This is a genomic window from Phycisphaerae bacterium (assembly GCA_012729815.1).
Classification (GTDB): domain Bacteria; phylum Planctomycetota; class Phycisphaerae; order JAAYCJ01; family JAAYCJ01; genus JAAYCJ01.
On record JAAYCJ010000228.1, the window covers coordinates 1 to 16,434 of the forward strand.

Genomic DNA, 16,434 nt, shown 5'->3' on the forward strand with positions numbered 1-16,434 from the left:
CCGGTCAACGTCGTCTGCGGCGATCCCGAGTACAACGTCGTCGTCCAAGCCGATCCGCCCGTCGTCGTCTTCGACTATGGCGACACCGCCGAGATCGTCTTTACCGCCACCGCCCGCTACTGTTTGAGCCCCGGCGAATACCCGCCGACCGGCAACCCCGTCGTCGGCAAGGAGTTCGACTGGTCCACCTCGTGGCACTGGGCGGAACTTGTCGGCGCCAATCCCGGCGTCACCGACCCCAACGGGCAGTTCACCATCACCGTCCGGTCCGACAAGGACGGCGGCGGCAACATGCTCGCCTTCAACGCCACCGACGCCAAGGGTGGAAACGCCAACTACATCTTCAAGTGGACCGACCCCGAATGGTACCCCGCCGCCCTCGAAGGCAAGATCGTCACCGACCCCAATGCCCACTCCGGCGGCTGGAACGTCTTCCTCCGCTTCGATAAGAAAGATCCCGCTCCGCGGGAGTACGAAATCTTCGGCTACAACTTCAACGACACCGCCTACTACGGTCATTCGCTGAGCTTCTCCGGGCCGCCCTTCCCGCGCGGCTGGGAGGAAGGAAACCAGTGGTGCGTCTCCATCACCTCCGGCGGCGGCTCGTGGGACCCCAACAGCGGAACCGACCAGATCGAAAAAAGCCTCGAATGGGGCCTGAGCCGATTCGAGGGCGGCATCTTCGTGCTCCGCCCGGTCCAATACTGACCATCCGACCTTTGCTGTTGAGCCCGGCGATCCGCGAAGTATACTGATGTATGGTCGCCTGCGGGCCCGATCCCGTCTGCGCACGGCCGCCATTGACATCCTCGGTGGGACAACGTTCAAGCGGTTCCGACAAAGCACGAAAGGAGGCAATCGTGTTCCGATCCAGGTCCGCTCTCATCATCGTGATCCTGCTGGCGGCGACAGCCGTAACCTCAGCCCAGATCACCGACGTACCCCGCATCCGCTTCAAGCAGATCTGTCAGGTCCGGGCCAACGGCGACGTCGATTTCGCCAACAACCTGATCTTGCACGACTCCTCGTGAAGGTGGCAGACCTTTGGGAGAACGCTGGTTTGACGTGGATTCCTCACATCCTCCGTCTTTTCGTTCGTATCTTACCCTTTGAATCGCGGTACTTCAGCTTCGTCCAATTGGCAGCTGCGACATCTTCATCCGCAGCAATAACAGTCACAATCTCCTGCTGTTCGTCACGCTTAAGAGTCAAGACAACCTTCTCGCCCCTCATCTTGTTTAAAGCCGTGAGAAACTCGCGACACGACCAATTGAGCGTGCTGGAACCGTCCACGCCCACTATTATATCAAAAGGCCTCACACCTTCCCGATATGCAGGAGAATCGCAATAAACGGCGGCAACACACGGATAGAAGTCATTCCCGTTCTCTGTGACAATACTGACCATGATCCCAAATGCGCCATTCCCGGAATCGTCATTGCAGTCGGGACTGACGCACTTAGGAAACCTTGGATTGTGCTCCCCGAGGAGAAGATGATAAAGCAATACGCCACCAGAACGTCGCACATCATCCTCGGCCGTTGCAACGGCTGCCGAGCCTGACCAAACTAACATGTTTCTCTGTCGTTCGAATACTTGAACACCTACAAAAGGATAGTAGCCCCGACGTAATGCCCGGGAACTGTTACCGTGACGGGAAAGAAATAACCCGGTGTCATTGTCGTTGCCGTTCCCCAACTTGACCCGTACGGTCCGTAGAGATTGATGTGTGCAGTCTGAGTTTGTCCGGGCACGTATCGTTGAGTCGTGTACGTCTGTGGCGGCACAAACTGGCTTTCATACTCGTTAGCATATAACACCGTTATGCAGATATCTGCTTCATTTAGATCATCAACGTAGCGGTAGCCGAGTACTTCCAGGTTGTTCCGTATTATGAAAAGCAACTGTTTTTCTACAATTACGTTCATACGAAGCGTCTTATCCCCTTCAGCCAAAGGCAGAGTAGTGAAACTGATGTAACTGTCAAAGGCTGCGCCGGGGTCCCTTTCGCACGAGATGCTTGGCTCAGTATACACGTGAACCATGCCTGGCTTCAGTTCGTGAGAAGATGAACAGCCTGTGATCAAGAGAATCCCGCCGAGAACAATGACCATTCCTCTCATTGCATGTTACCTCATTTCAATCTGCTGTCGAGGACAAGAGGAGTTCGACATTACGGCCCAAGTCAACACGCCTCGTACTCCAAGAAAACACAACTACGTCAAAATCGCATGACTTCTACTCGCCTAGTCATGGGTTCATATATCATAACCCTAAGAATAATATCAGGCCGCAGGAAAATCCAGTCTGCATGACCGGTCGATGATGGGAGATAAAACACCTTCGCAAGGAACAGGTGCGCTTATCGATAGCCACGGCCGATATCAGCGGGCCCACAGGAGGCTGAGGTTTTTGTCTCGTGTCTGGCCATCCTCGGCGAACTGACCTCGGACATCACCGTAAACAACCAGAAGGTCCTCAACCAGTGCCTCAGCGCCGAAAAGAACAAAGCCTTCGTGCTGGTGCCCGTCGCCGCCTTCGACCAGAAGCAGTTCAAAACCGCCCAACTCGCCGTCATCACCGGCCAGTTCGTTCGCGGTTTCGCCCCGCTTGACAAAACGGACAACAAGGGCGAGAAAGTCCCCGGCGGCGTCCCCACCGTCAGATACACCGACTGCCTCGACCGCATTCCCAACGCCGGCGCGATCATCCTCTCTGCCCAGTAGCCGTCCGCGCGTTTATCGGCACCGGCCCGTTGCACGGCTGAAACATCCACCCGCCTGTTGCCTCTGCCCATCTTACCAGTTCAAGCCGCGACGCCGCCCGCCGATAGGAAAGGTGGATGGACGATGAGTCCTCCACCGGAGGGGAAAGAAGCTTGTATTGCAGCGTTACACCGCGTACGGCCGTGCCGACCACTCGCCGTCCCGACGCACGGCAAACCCGTACCACACCCCAACGACCCGCCGCGACTACTTCGCCACAATGTTCACCAGCCGCTTCTGCGCAACGATCACCTTCAAGACCCGCTTGCCCTCGAGCTGCTGCTGGACTTTCGGGTCCGCCAGGGCCAGCGCCTCGATCTGTTTTTCATCCGTCTCCGGCGCCACCGTCAGCTTGCTCCGAACCTTACCGTTGATCTGCACCGGCACCTCGATCTGCTCCTCCGCCGCCAGCTTCGCGTCGAACGCCGGCCACGGTTCGTACGCCAGCGACTGATCGTGTCCGAGCGTCCGCCAGAGCTCCTCAGCGATGTGCGGTGCGAACGGGGCCAGCACCAGCAAAAATCGCTCCGCCTGACCGCGCCCGATCCGCCCGCTCCGGAACGCCGCGTTGACGAACTCCATCATCGCCGCGATCGCCGTGTTGAACTTCATCGACTCGACGTCCTGGCCGACCTTGCGGATCAGCTTGTGCAGCGACCGCTCCAATTCCTCGACGTTCCCATCCGTCACCAGCGACGCCTGATCCTCGCTGCCCTCGACCATCCGCCAGACCCGGTGCAAAAACCGGTGTACGCCCGGCACGTCCCGCGTGTTCCACGGCTTGGACGCCTCCAGCGGGCCCATGAACATCTCATACAGCCGGAACGTATCGGCTCCGTACTCGCCGATCACCTCATCCGGGTTCACCACGTTCTTGAGGCTCTTCGACATCTTCTCGATCGACTCGGTCAGCGCCTCACCCGTCTCCTTGTGACGCGGCGTCTCGCCCGAACTGTCCACCTTGTCGTACCCGACGTAGATCCCGCGCTGATCGCGATACGCGAAACTCCGGATCATCCCCTGGTTGAACAGCTTGGCGAACGGCTCAGCCGTCGACACGTATCCCAGGTCGAACAGCACCTTGTGCCAGAACCGCGCGTACAGCAGATGCAGCACCGCGTGCTCCGCCCCGCCCACGTACAGATCCACCGGCATCCAGTACGTTTCCTTCTCTCGCGACCACGCCGCTTGGTCGTTGCGCGGGTCGATGTACCGCAGATAGTACCAGCACGACCCAGCCCACTGCGGCATCGCGTTCACCTCGCGCCGCGCCGATTCGCCGCACGCCGGACACGCCACGCTCGCCCACTCCGCCGCCCGCGAAAGCGGCGGCTGAGGCGGCGCCTCCGGATCGTCGCTCGCCGCCGGCGTGAAATCCTCGATCTCCGGCAGCAGCACCGGAAGCTGGTCCTCCGGCACCGGCACCGTGCCGCACCGCTCGCAATGAACGATCGGGAACGGCTCGCCCCAATACCACTGCCGCGAAAAAATCCAATCGCGCAGCTTGTAGTTGACGCCGAACCGCCCAAGCCCCGCCTTCTCCAGGTCCTCCGTGATCCGCCGCTTGAACTCCGGCGTCGCCAAGCCGTTATACGCCCCCGAGTTGACCGCCACGCCGTCGTCGACAAAGCCGCGCCACTCCGCGCCCTCTGGCGGCTCAACTACCTGGATCACCGGCAACCCAAACTTCTCCGCGAACTCCAGGTCGCGGGTGTCGTGCGCCGGCACCGCCATGATCGCGCCCGTCCCGTAGCTCATCAGCACGTAGTCCGCCACCCACACCGGAACCTTCTCCCGGTTCACCGGGTTGATCGCGTACGCCCCGCTAAAGACGCCCGTCTTCTCCTTCGCCTCGGCCACCCGCTCCAGCTCCGACTTGTGCAAAGCCGTCGAGACGTACCGCTGCACCTCCTGCCGCCGATCGTCCGTGGTGATCTCCGCGACCAGCGGATGCTCCGGCGCGAGCACCATGTACGTCGCCCCAAACAGCGTATCCGGCCGCGTCGTATAGACGCGGATGACGCCCTCGCCCGGGTCGGCCGTAAAACCGTTCGCCTTCCGCGCCGCGAACCACGCCTCCGTCGCCACCGACTCCAACGGAAAATCGACCTCCGCCCCGGTCGACTTGCCGATCCAGTTCCGCTGCATCAGCTTGATCCGCTCCGGCCAGTCCAACCCCTCCAGATCTCGCTCCAGCCGGTCGGCGTACGCCGTGATCCGCAGCATCCACTGCTTCAGATTCCGCCGGTACACCGGATGGTCGCCCCGCTCCGACCGGCCCTCGTTGGTCACCTCCTCATTCGCCAGCACCGTCCCCAGCGCCGGACACCAGTTCACCGGCACCTCCGCCATGTACGCCAACCGACGCGAATCGAGGTACCGCCGCTTCTGCTCCTCCGACAACTCCGCCCAGCCGGCCCCGCCCCTGGCGTCGATCCGAACCTCACCCGACTCCAGCTTGGTCTTCAACTCGCCGATCGGCCGCGCCGCATCCGCCTCCCGATCGTAATAGCTGCCGTACATCTGCAAAAATATCCACTGCGTCCAGCGGTAGTACTGCGGATCGGTCGTCGCCACCCGACGCGACCAGTCGTACGAAAAACCGAACATCTTGATCTGACGCTCGATGTTCGCGATGTTCCGCTCCGTCGTGATCCGCGGATGAATCCCGTGCTCCACCGCGTACTGCTGGGCCGGCAGCCCGAACGAATCGTAGCCCATCGGGTGCAACACGTTGAACCCCTTCATCCGCTTGTACCGCGCCATGATATCGGTCGCGGTGTAGCCCTCCGGATGGCCCACGTGCAGACCCGCCCCGCTGGGATACGGGAACATGTCCAGCACGTAATACTTCGGCTTACCTTGATCGGCCTCAACCCCGAACGTGTTCTGGTTTTCCCAAAACCGCTGCCACTTCTGTTCGATCTCGTTGAAACTGTAGCTTCTGCTCATGCTCGCCGTCCGTTCATCTTATGCGCGGTAAATCGCTGTCAGACAACCGCTTGCCAGAGTGACTGAGAAATCGGAATTATAGATCGCCGCCACGGCCAAAACAACCCTGTTGCCGTCGCCGATCGCCGACCGCGCCAACCCAAAAACCGGCCGCCGTTTTTTGCCAACCGCCCTTGACTTTGGGGCTATAATTCTGTGCCGCCAGCCGAGGAGGCCGATAATAACGGAATTTGGTTGATAGGCTCTTTTTTAACTGACACCGTGGTTTTGGCCGATTAGAATTTGGCCGCAGCCACCAGAGGCAACACCCGGTTTCGGGAAGGAGGTTACTGAGATGGCAACACGATCCAAGGCCTGCAACAAGACGCAACTGGAGCAGTACCGAAAGATGCTCGAAGAGCGTCGCGAGGAACTGGTCAGTTCGGTGCGAAGCTACGCCGAGGACGTTCCGGACGTCGGACTCCAGGGCGCCAGCGGAGATAGTGCGGATCATGCGTCCAACGATTACGCCGTCGAACTGTTCGGGGCCATCCTGGAAAAGCAGGCCGGCACCCTCGAAGAGGTCGATCGGGCTCTGGGAAAGGTCCAAGCGGGCGAGTACGGCCTCTGCGAGTCCTGCGGCGAGGCGATCGTCGCCAAGCGCCTCAAGGTCATTCCCTGGGCCCGCTACTGCCGTGACTGCCAGGAAAAGCAGGACCGCATGTCGGCCTACCGCCGATCCGCCGCCGCGGCCGAGCCGACCGAGTGGGACGATAGTTCGGAGTGATCAGCGAGGAACGCTCCGGGGGGATTGCGCCTCGAAAGGGGGGATTGGGAAACCCAGTGGCTTGTCTTTTTATCGGACATGCCGCGCGCCGAGGGCGGTCCAATCTCCAGATCAGGCGCGGACGCCGAGCCGGTCGCGGAAGTGCCGCCGCAGGGCTTCCTGGATGCCGATAGGCACCGGCGATTCGAACCCCTCGACCATGGCTGCGACCTTCTCGTGAGCCCGCTCCATCAGCGGCTTGCCGTCCGGTTCGCCCGACCAGTCGAACAGATCCGTCGCCAACCGCTCGCCGGTCGCGAACTCGCCGCCCCGCATCGTCCGCAATGTCAGTTCATCCATCATAAAGTGCCCGCCCGGTCCAGCCGCTGCGATTTCCTCGACCGCCAACCGGACCGGATCGGTCGGAATCCCCCGCTGAAGGAACCGGGCCAGCTCCAGCCAGCCGCTTTGGATGACCATCATCTCCGTCGAATGCCCGATCGCGTTGTACGTCGAGCCGAACCCATTGATCTGATCCGCCCCCGAAGCTGCCGCCGCCAGCATGAACAGCACCCCTTCCGCCCCGTGCTGGGCGTCCGCCCGAAACGTCGTCGCCCCGCCGCACTCAGTGCTCGCCGGCAGGTTGTGGGCCTTGGCGAGCTGCACGTGGGCGTACTTCCAGAGCACCTTGTCGAACGTGTAGTACAGGCACGTTCCGCTCCGCATGTCCGTCACCGCCGGCCCGAACGTGTACAAAAACGGATGGCCCGGCCGGTAGAGCTGGGCCAGCGCCGCGATCATCAGGCACTCGATGTGCCCGACCAGCAGCGTGCCCGCCAGCGAGTGCGGGCTCGTCGTTCCCGCCGACGGACAAACCGTCGGCACCACCGGCATTCCGTACCGGCACGCGGTCTTGAGCAGCTCGACGTTCATCGCCGTGATCGTCAGCGGCGTCAGCGACGCGACGGCGGTGCTGAACAGCGCCCGACCGGTCGATGACTCCCGCAGCCCTTCGCCGCCCGTCAGCACCCGGCCGATCTCGATCCACTCATCGAGACTCTCCAGCGACGTCACGTACACGTAGTAGTGCTTCGCGTGATGCAGCAAATGTTCCAGCAGCGCCCGGTGGCTCGACGCCGGACCCTCCACGTCGGTCACCGGAAAGTCCATTCGCCCGATACCCGCCACGTGCCCCAGTTGCTGGGCCACAATCGTGTTGCGGCGAAGATCCTCAAGCCGAGGGCGGCGCGGACCGCCCGTCTCGTAGTCGATGATCCACGGATCGGTCACGATCGCGTTGCCGTACTGCTCGCCGCCGCCGATCGTCCGGACGATACCATCCAGCCCGGTGATCTGGTACGTCCGAGGGACCTGGGCCAACAGCTCAGCCATCAGCGAACGCGGCATGCGAACCAGCCCCGACGCCTCGACCGTCGCGCCCGCCTTGCCCAGACGCTCCAGCGCCTCCTCGTGCATCACCCTAAACCCGCGGCGTTCGAGCAGATCGAACGCCGCCCGATCGATCGCCTCGACCTGACTCTCCGACAGTGCCGCGCTAAGCTGCATCGCGTGTCTCCTGAATCACCGTTCCGCGTTGATCGCGGCGATGGTGTTCTTAAGCGCCTTGGCCTGCTCGGCCGCCACGTTCAAATCCATGTAATTCGTCTTGAACTGCATCAGGTGCGGTTGAAGCGACTCGGCCACCGGACAAAGCCCGGGGCTATAGTCGCGATACCGCCCCTTGTAGATTTCCGAATCGATCGGAAAACTCCCCAAAAACCGGCGATTCTGGAACACCGGCTCATTGTACGTCAACTGCCATGCCCCGTAGAGGAAATCGCCGCCCAGCGACCAGAACCGCTGGCGGAACTGATCCCACGAGCAGCCGGCCTTTTCCGGATCGAATCGGCACACGAACGTCCAGTACGAGTTGACGTACTCCGGCGGCGTGTACTGCGGACATAGCCACCCGCAGCCGTCGATCGCCTCCAGGTACATCGCCGCGATCTTCATCCGCAGGTCGACCAACTCGTCCATCCGCTCCGTCTGCTCCAGCGCCACCGCCCCCTGCAAATCCGACATGCGGTAGTTCCAGCCGAGAAAATCATGCCGCAGCGAACTCGGATGGCCGCGGTCCTGCTTGCTCATCGTCCCGCCCCGCGTCGCGCCCAGCGTGCGAAAACCGACGCACGAAAACCGACGCACCATGTTCGCGTACTCCAGGTCCGACGTGGTTACGATGCCGCCGTCGCCGCACGAAATGTGCTTCGACGCCTGCAGGCTGAAGCTGGCCATGTGACCCGTCGTCCCCGCCAGCCGCCCCTTGTACTGGCCCAGAAGGCACTCGGCGTTGTCCTCGATCACCGTCAGGTTGTGGGCCTTGGCGATCTCCATGATCGGGTCCATATCCGCCGACAGCCCGTAAAGCCCCACCGGAATGATCGCCCGCGTCAGCGGCGTGATCCGCTCGGCGATCGAGTTCGGGTCGATGTTAAACGTCCGGGCGTCGATGTCCGCGAACACCGGCACCGCCCCCTGGTGCAGCACGCAGAACGCCGTCGCCGCCGCGGTCAGCGGAGGCACGATCACCTCCTCGCCCGGCTCCACGCCCGCCGCCGCCAGGCAGCAGTGCATCGTTGCCGTCCCGTTGCACAGCCCGATCGCGTACGGCGCGCCGAACCGCTTGGCGAACGCCGCCTCGAACCGACCCACCATGCCCGGACCCGACGAGTTCCCGAACCCGTACTCCACCACCTCCCGCAACAGCTCCATCGCCCGCTCGGTCACTCGACCCGGATGCTTCGGTTGCAGCGCCATGCCCACGATCTCCTTGCCTTGCCGGTTCCCGGTTGACCCGGACGCCGCGCCCGGGTATGCTCCACACCGGCCGACCCGACCAATGACTTCGGGACGGCCGGCAACTGTCATGACAGTATCATAACAGCAACCCAGGACCAAGGTCAAGTGGCTCGATCCGAAAGTCAGACGAAAAGTCAGGTCGCCTACGAAAAAATCCGCATGATGGTCGTCACCCACGAGTTCTCCGACGACCACGCCTGGTCCATGCGCAAGCTCGCCGCCAAGCTCGGCATGTCCGTCGTCCCCATCACCGAGGCCATCCGGCGACTCGAACAGGAAGGAATCCTCGAAGTCCACCCGCAACGCGGCATCAGCCTCAAACAGCTCTCCCTCCGCCAACTCCAGGACATCGCCATCGTCCGCGAAGGCCTCGAGGTCCAAGCCGCCCGACTCGTCGCCGCCGCCGCCGACCGCGCCCTGATTGACAAGCTCCGCCGACTCGTCGCCAAACTCCAGCAGCTCCTGAAGGCCGGCAAGTACGAAAAGGCCGCCCACGTCGATCTGCAGATCCACAAAACCCTCGTCGACGCCGCCGGCTGCGATGCCATCACCGAACGATACGACCACCTGATCACCATGTCGATGATCACCACCGGCTCCTGGAAAATCGCCTGGTCCCACGACGAGTTCCACGGCCCCTCAAGCCACCAGACCCTCGTCGACGCCATCGCCCAGGGCGATCCCGAACTCGCCGACCGCGCCATGCGACGACACATCCACAGCGTCGCCTCCCAGGTCGCCAAACCCGACCCCACCTGATCACGTCGGCAGTATGTTGAACACCTTCGGCAGTTCCCCCGTCCCCAGATAGTAAACCAGTCCAATCAGAATCGGCGCCACCCCGCCCAGCATGTCCCCAGCCACCAGACCGAACATCAGCGGCTTGAGCCGCTGGTACGCCGTCGCACCCCCGTAATGCGTCACCGACACCTTCACCAACCACCCAACTAAAAACGACGAGGCGAAGCAGAACCCAGGATACGTGCTCCAGACCAGAAACAGTACTGGATGAATCGGCCACCGGCTGAACCGCAACCGTCCCGCCGCAGCCGCCGTCACCAGCGCCAATCCCGCCGCGAAACCCAAACCCGCCGTCCCGTCCGGACTCATCCGCGTAATCCGCCGCCAACCCCTAAGCGCCTCCGCCTCAGCCAGATTGTCCTGCGCGGCCAGCCGTTGCTGAACCCGCAGCGCCTCATTGAACGCCATCGTGGGTACCGCCCTGCATGCCCACGTGTCCGTCAGATTCGCCCCACGGTCGTACTGGAAGTATAACGTCGCCGGAATCGCCACCGCCAGACCCATCGCCACCGCCGCCCCGGCCGCCGCCCCCGTCCGCCCGATCCGAATCGCCCGCGCGTCCGCCAGCTTCAACGCGTTCACCGCGAACGGCATCAACGCCTCCCGCGGATCCAGCAGCAAAACCATCGTCACCAGCAGCATGATCAGCAGCGACTCCGGCCCCAACGCCGTCGAACCGAAAAGACCCCAGATCGCCACGCACGGAAAACACCACGCCTGAATGAAAAACAAACCCGTCTCAGCCGAAATCCGCGCCATCACCAGAAAAATCATCACCGCCCCCCCTCCGTACAGCAGCGCCAGCGGCCAGTCCAGCCCCACCAGAATCAACGCCGCCACGAACACCCCCGTCGCACCCAGAAACACCCGCGCCGCCTGCACCGCATATCCCTCCACCTCCGACGACCACCGTAAAAATAGCGCCCGGCCGAACACCTGACCGTAGTAGTGACGACCCGTGTACAGCAGCGTCAAAAACAACCCGAAATACGCCCCGAAATTCATCGAACTCTGAATCTGCGGCGCCAGTGGCGCACCACCCCGAATCGGAACCCCGTACTTCGCGAACGTCCCCGCCACGACCATGTACAGATACGGCCCAATCCCCAGACCCAACGAAACGTCCGAAGCCAGAAAGTACGCGAACGCGACCACCGTGAAGTAGATCGGCTGGCTCAACAGATACGAACCCCCGCCCCGCTCGAACGTGGGAAACAGCTTCGCCAATGGAGCAAAACCCAGCGATGTCGGCGCCGCCACCAGCCGGTCCGGAAACCACGTCGCCCCGTAGTTGTTCATGTGGAACAGAAAAACCCCCGCCAAACCGATCCAGAACAACCGCCGACGAAAAACGCCCCCCTGCGCCCGATCGCCCTCCGGCAGCAACGCGTTCGCGAACCCCGCGATCGGATAAGGCAACTGCTCGTGATGCGCCCACTGCCGGTGAACCACCACCGCCAACGCGATCAAAGCCGCCCACAACGACACAATCAGAACCAGCCAGAACGCCAGCGGACCGGCCCACGCACGCCACGGAACCTCCCCCAGACCAATGTGCCCCAGCCCGCTCGCCATCCCGCCCATGAACCCGCTCAACACATTCTCATCCCCCTCCCCAACCCGCACCAGCATCGGCCACGGCGCCAAATCCAAAACCCCCTCCGCCTCCCAACCCGGCGTCGTCCGGCTGTAGTACTGCGGCAAAATAATCGACGCCGTGAACGTCCGCATCAGCCCCGAACCCGGAATCGCGCACGCCGGAAGCACCATCGCCAGAATCACCGCCAGCTCCCGGCCGCTCAGCGCCAACCGACGGTACGCCCGAAACAGAAGCGGATTCACCACAACCAGAAAAACAAGAAGCCCGCCGTACACCGAAATCGGCATCGTGTTGCCGATGAACATCGTCTGACGCATCACCGCGTCGTTGAAGTACGTGAACCCGCAGAAAAACCCCACCCCCAGCAAACCGATCAGAATGGCCCGTAGCGTCATCGGCCCGCCGCTCCACTTCTCCGAAAGCCCAACCGGCACGCCCTAGAAATGCTTGTACCCACCCGAACGCAGTGCGTTGCGATTCCCGTCAGCCCGCACAATCCACGCCCCTTCGCCCTCCACCATCCGTCCCACCGCCCGCAACGCCAGATTCCCCGGCAACTCCGGCAGTTCCTCCGGCTCCGCGCCAATCGCCGCCAGCAGTTCGAAATCCTCCCCGTCGTTCAGTACGTGCTCCAGCACGCTCCGACCATCCCGGTCCGCCAGCGTCCGCGCCGCCTCCGAAGCCGCATCCACCAGCCGCGCCTCGTCGAACTCCGCCGCCACCCCGCTCGCCCGGCACACGTGCCCGACGTCCGTGCTCAACCCGTCCGACAGATCGATCATCGCATGCACCGGCAACTTCTCCGCCAGCCACCGGCCTTCCTGCACTCGCGGCACAAAATCCGTGTGCCGGCCCAGAATCGACCCGCCAAGCCGTCCGGTCACGTACAGCCAGTCGCCAGCCTTCGCCCCGCTCCGAAGCACCGGCTCGACCCCGTCCGCCACGCCCAACAGCGACACGTCGATCACCAACTGCGACGAACCGCCGCACGTGTCGCCGCCCACGATCGTGCAGCCGAAATCCCGCGCCATCCGCGCCAGACCGTGGTAGACCCGCTCCACCACCGACATCGACATCACCCGCGGCTTGCTCAACGACACCAGCGCCGCCAGCGGTCTGCCCGCCATCGCCGCGCAGTCCGAAAGGCATACCCCCAGCGCCTTGCGACCGACCTGCTCCGGGCTCGTCCCGCCCAGGTCGAAATGCACCCCCTCCACCAGCATGTCCGAACCCAGCAGCAGCGTCTCGCGACCCGCCCGCACCACCGCCATGTCATCGCCGACCCCCGTCACCACCCGCTCGTCGCGACCCGATCGCTCCAGGTAGATCTTGACCCAGTCGATGAACGCCCACTCGTCCACGGCTACTTCCTCGCCAGCACCTCGACCAGCCGCACCAGCCGACGCGCCAACGCCTGCTTGGTCATCTCCGGCCAGTCCTGCCACTGCCCGCCGTAAAACACGCTCACCTGGTTCCGAGAACTCGACAGCGCCGCCGGGCTGTTCAGCACGATCGCGTCCAGCTTCTTCTCCCGAAACTTCTTCCGCGCCGCCGTCTTGGGCTGGCGATCCTCCAACGCGAAACCCACCAGAATCTGACGCGTCTTGCGACGACCCAGCTCCGCCAGCGTGTCCTGCGTGCGGACCATCTTCAACGTCAACGTCTCCGCCCCCTTCTTGATCTTGTGCCCGCTGATCCGCACCGGCCGATAGTCGCACACCGCCGCCGTCGCCACCACCACGTCAACGTTCCCATACACCCGCAAACACGCCTCGTACATCTCCTCCGCCGTCACCACCGAAAGCACCTTCGACCCCGCCGGCGGCTCCAACGACACCGGCCCGCTCACCAGCGTCACCTGGTGGCCCGCCTCGAGCGCCGCGCCCGCCACCTGATAGCCCATCTGCCCCGATGAACGGTTCGAAATGAATCGCACCGGGTCCAGAGGCTCCCGGGTCGGACCGGCGGTGATCAGAAAATGCATCGGCTAAACCCTCGTCCCCAGCAGTTGCACGCACACCCGGTAAATCTCCTCCGGCTCCGCCATCCGCCCCTCGCCCGGCTCGCCGCACGACATGTGCCCCTTCTCCGGCCCCACGAACTGCACGCCGAACTCGCCGAGCTTCTCCATCGACCCGCGAACCGCCGGGTGCGACCACATCCGCGGGTTCATCGCCGGCGCCGCCGCCACAGGGCACCGCACCGCCAGCCACGTCGCCACCAGCAGATTGTCCGCCAGTCCCGTGCTCATCTTCGCCGCCGTCGCCGCGGTCAGCGGCGCCACCACCAGCAGCTCCGCCCACAGCCCCAACTCAATGTGGCTGGCCCGCTCGTTCTGCGGCGTGTCCCAGAAATCGAATCGCACCTTCCGACCCGTCAGCCCCTGAAAGCTCGCCGGACCCACAAACTCTCGCGCGCTGTCGGTCAAAACCACCTCGACCTGCGCGCCCGACTGGACCAGGTACGAGACGAGTTGCACGATCTTGTACGCGCTGATCCCGCCGCAAACCCCGACCGCGATCCGACGGCCCGTCAAATCCGCCAGTTCCATCCGACCCATGCCCTTTCTCCGCAACCATCGCCGACAACACGTAAAAAACAAACGTCCGACAGGGCAGCGGCCCGGCCGGACGTGGGTTCCTCAAAACGGGCACTCCCGCCTCAATGCAGCTCGTCGGGGCTTGGAACGTCGCTGGTTTCGTAGTCGATCCCCAGCTTCTCCTGCATGACCTCCTCGGCGATCACCTCCAGGTCCGTCATGCCGTCCTCGCGCTTCACCGCCGGACGCGCGCCCTGCAGCAACTCCACCCACCGCCGCTGCATCAGCGCCGCCAGCTTGAACCGTCCGCCAACCTTGTTGATGATGTCGTCGTCTTTGAGCACTTCCAGCATTCATCGGCTCCTTTGTTCCACAATCGCCGCAATCTCGTCCACGGCCCGATCCACCTCGACGTTCACCACCCAATGGTCGTAAACGCCCGACTCCCGCGCCTGGGCGATCTCGCGCTTCGCGTTGGCAAAACGCGTCTCGATCTGGGCCTGCCCCTCCCGGGAGCGACCCACCAGCCGGCGACGCAAATCCTCGTCACTGGGCGGGAGCAAATATACCATTATAGCGGCTGGGAATCTTTTCGCCACCTGTTTTGCCCCCTCAACCTCGATTTCCAGCAGCATATTCCGCCCCTCAGCCAACGCCGCCTCCACCGCCGCCCGAGGCGTCCCATAGAAATTTCCCAGATACTCAGCCCACTCCAGCAGCTCATCCTGCTCAATCATCCGCCGAAATTCATCTGCGCTTATAAAATAGTAGTCTACGCCATGCTTCTCCTGCTCGCTCTGCGGGCGTGTGGTGGCCGAGACGCTCACCGTGGCCTCAAGCCGCTCAACCAGACGGCGAACCACCGTGCTCTTGCCCACGCCCGAAGGACCGCTGATGACAATCAGGCTGCCTGGCATGGTTACCTTCTGCGCCCCATCTGCGGCAGTTCCTCGACTCCCGCCTGCTCCTTGGCCTCATTGAGAATCTCCGTATGCCGCTCAAGCTGCTTGCTGTTCAGCAGCCGCTGACGGATCGTCTCGCGGACCTCCTCCAGCGGCTTGGCCGGCCCTTCGTTCCGCGCCGTCACTTTGTACATCAGATACCCGCCGGGAATCCTCCGCGGGCCGATCGGCTGATCAAGCTGGACCTGCTGTAACGCCTGCCACTGCGTCCCAACATTGTTCCGCAGCCGGTCCGCCCGGATGTCCTCCACCATCACGTCCGAAAGGCCCGTCACCTGCTTGGTCTGCTCGGCGTACTCCTCCATCAGCTTATCGAAATCCTCCCCTTCGATCAGCCGCTGGCGAATCTTGTCGGCCTCTTCCTTCTCCTTGGCCGCAATGAACTTGGCCGTGACCGTCTGCGGTTCGCGAAACTCGTCGCTCTGGGCCAGCCGCTGCTCATAGAACTCCGCAATCTCCTCATCCGTCACCTGGACGTTCGCGATCATCGACCGCAGATACCAATTGGCCTGCAACTGGCTCATATCGTACTCGTACAGCTTCTGCCGCTCCGGATCCTTCAGCAAATCGCTTTTCTGAAGCGCCTGGGCCAGAACCTGCGTTACCTTCCATACGTCGATGATGCCGTCGGACTCCAGCGTGGGCATCCGCTGTGCCTTGAGCGCCTCGACCTCGCCCCACGTCAGCGTCTTTTCGCCGATCTGGGCCATCACCGTCGCCGGGGCCGTCGTCGGCTGGGCCGCCTGCTCCGTCTCGCCCGCCGGCCGAGTCGTCGCCTGACCACACGCCATCGCCGCGCCCGCCACGCATACCAGCACCAAAACCGCCCACTGCTGCAGATTCATCATGTGTCTCTCCTCGGCAAATATTGACCAGGTTCAAAAACTATAGCACCCACGGGTCACCTTTCAAAGCCAATTCCGGCCACCGCCGGGGCCCCATGGATCGCCCGGCCCGGTGTGAATCCCCTCTCATGCCCGCCGCGATTGTCCTTAACGTACCAACCCCCAACCACCGGAAATGCCCTTGACTCAGAACCACTTCATCGTTAGACTTCATCAGAAACTAAGTTACTGACGTGTTAAACCAGTACAATAACCAAAACTACTTAATAGCCGCCTGTAGGTACGTATGGGGAAGAAACTTAGTTTAGGAAAAGGCACCGGCCGCAACCCCCAGATCGTTCGCGCCGGTATCGAGGATGTGGCTAG

Annotated in this window: 17 protein-coding genes; 5 read left to right on the forward strand and 12 right to left on the reverse strand. The window is 62.8% G+C overall.

All coding sequences use genetic code 11. The features are described 5' to 3' along the window. Both GXY33_15000 and GXY33_15005 read left to right on the forward strand, forming a co-directional pair. The coding region (locus tag GXY33_15000) for a hypothetical protein (GenBank protein ID NLX06444.1) at nucleotides 1–708 on the forward strand (708 nt) is incomplete at its 5' end. A gap of 152 nt (nucleotides 709–860) precedes the next feature. Continuing rightward, a complete protein-coding gene (locus tag GXY33_15005) occupies nucleotides 861–1,031 on the forward strand; it encodes a hypothetical protein (GenBank protein ID NLX06445.1) in 171 nt (56 codons plus the stop codon). Between the two features lie 43 nt (nucleotides 1,032–1,074). On the opposite strand, the gene GXY33_15010 is transcribed toward GXY33_15005, so the two are convergent. Beyond that, nucleotides 1,075–1,407 (reverse strand): hypothetical protein, encoded by a 333-nt coding sequence (locus GXY33_15010; GenBank protein ID NLX06446.1) that lies wholly within the window; start codon nucleotides 1,405–1,407, stop codon nucleotides 1,075–1,077. A gap of 197 nt (nucleotides 1,408–1,604) precedes the next feature. Beyond that, a complete protein-coding gene (locus GXY33_15015) occupies nucleotides 1,605–2,123 on the reverse strand; it encodes a DUF4136 domain-containing protein (protein NLX06447.1) in 519 nt (172 codons plus the stop codon). Nucleotides 2,124–2,516: 393 nt separating this feature from the next. Between GXY33_15015 and GXY33_15020 the strand changes: the two genes are divergently transcribed. Continuing rightward, a complete protein-coding gene (locus GXY33_15020) occupies nucleotides 2,517–2,726 on the forward strand; it encodes a hypothetical protein (GenBank protein NLX06448.1) in 210 nt (69 codons plus the stop codon). A gap of 246 nt (nucleotides 2,727–2,972) precedes the next feature. Here GXY33_15020 and GXY33_15025 read toward each other — a convergent pair whose 3' ends face one another. Beyond that, a complete protein-coding gene (locus tag GXY33_15025) occupies nucleotides 2,973–5,717 on the reverse strand; it encodes a leucine--tRNA ligase (GenBank protein NLX06449.1) in 2,745 nt (914 codons plus the stop codon). Between the two features lie 334 nt (nucleotides 5,718–6,051). Here GXY33_15025 and GXY33_15030 point away from each other — a divergent pair, with 334 nt between their 5' ends. Further along, nucleotides 6,052–6,483 carry a TraR/DksA family transcriptional regulator gene (locus tag GXY33_15030; GenBank protein NLX06450.1) on the forward strand — a complete coding sequence of 144 codons (432 nt, stop codon included), beginning with the start codon at nucleotides 6,052–6,054 and terminating at the stop codon, nucleotides 6,481–6,483. Between the two features lie 111 nt (nucleotides 6,484–6,594). Here the strand turns inward: GXY33_15030 and GXY33_15035 are convergent, their stop codons facing one another. After that, the gene (locus GXY33_15035) at nucleotides 6,595–8,028 is read right to left on the reverse strand and encodes a hypothetical protein (GenBank protein NLX06451.1); all 1,434 of its coding nucleotides are present in this window, start codon (nucleotides 8,026–8,028) and stop codon (nucleotides 6,595–6,597) included. Between the two features lie 15 nt (nucleotides 8,029–8,043). Then, nucleotides 8,044–9,279, reverse strand: coding sequence for a DegT/DnrJ/EryC1/StrS family aminotransferase (locus GXY33_15040; protein NLX06452.1), 1,236 nt, complete (start codon nucleotides 9,277–9,279; stop codon nucleotides 8,044–8,046). A gap of 147 nt (nucleotides 9,280–9,426) precedes the next feature. Here GXY33_15040 and GXY33_15045 point away from each other — a divergent pair, with 147 nt between their 5' ends. Continuing rightward, nucleotides 9,427–10,080, forward strand: coding sequence for a GntR family transcriptional regulator (locus tag GXY33_15045; protein ID NLX06453.1), 654 nt, complete (start codon nucleotides 9,427–9,429; stop codon nucleotides 10,078–10,080). Here the strand turns inward: GXY33_15045 and GXY33_15050 are convergent, their stop codons facing one another. The 7 genes from GXY33_15050 to GXY33_15080 all read right to left on the reverse strand — a co-directional run bounded on the left by GXY33_15050 (nucleotide 10,081) and on the right by GXY33_15080 (nucleotide 16,071). Next, nucleotides 10,081–12,117, reverse strand: a complete 2,037-nt coding sequence (locus GXY33_15050; protein ID NLX06454.1) for a hypothetical protein — start codon at nucleotides 12,115–12,117, stop codon at nucleotides 10,081–10,083. A gap of 42 nt (nucleotides 12,118–12,159) precedes the next feature. Continuing rightward, complete coding sequence (locus GXY33_15055; protein ID NLX06455.1) at nucleotides 12,160–13,083, reverse strand: thiamine-monophosphate kinase; 924 nt, start codon at nucleotides 13,081–13,083, stop codon at nucleotides 12,160–12,162. 2 nt (nucleotides 13,084–13,085) lie between these two features. Then, nucleotides 13,086–13,706 carry a phosphopantothenoylcysteine decarboxylase gene (locus tag GXY33_15060; protein NLX06456.1) on the reverse strand — a complete coding sequence of 207 codons (621 nt, stop codon included), beginning with the start codon at nucleotides 13,704–13,706 and terminating at the stop codon, nucleotides 13,086–13,088. 3 nt (nucleotides 13,707–13,709) lie between these two features. Continuing rightward, nucleotides 13,710–14,282, reverse strand: coding sequence for a hypothetical protein (locus GXY33_15065; protein NLX06457.1), 573 nt, complete (start codon nucleotides 14,280–14,282; stop codon nucleotides 13,710–13,712). A 101-nt stretch (nucleotides 14,283–14,383) separates the two neighbouring features. After that, nucleotides 14,384–14,614 carry a DNA-directed RNA polymerase subunit omega gene (locus GXY33_15070; protein NLX06458.1) on the reverse strand — a complete coding sequence of 77 codons (231 nt, stop codon included), beginning with the start codon at nucleotides 14,612–14,614 and terminating at the stop codon, nucleotides 14,384–14,386. Then, on the reverse strand, nucleotides 14,615–15,178 hold the full coding sequence (gmk, locus tag GXY33_15075; GenBank protein ID NLX06459.1) for a guanylate kinase: 564 nt from the start codon (nucleotides 15,176–15,178) through the stop codon (nucleotides 14,615–14,617). Nucleotides 15,179–15,180: 2 nt separating this feature from the next. Next, entirely contained in the window at nucleotides 15,181–16,071 is an 891-nt protein-coding gene (locus GXY33_15080) for a hypothetical protein (GenBank protein NLX06460.1), read from the reverse strand. Nucleotides 16,072–16,434: the final 363 nt, after the last annotated feature.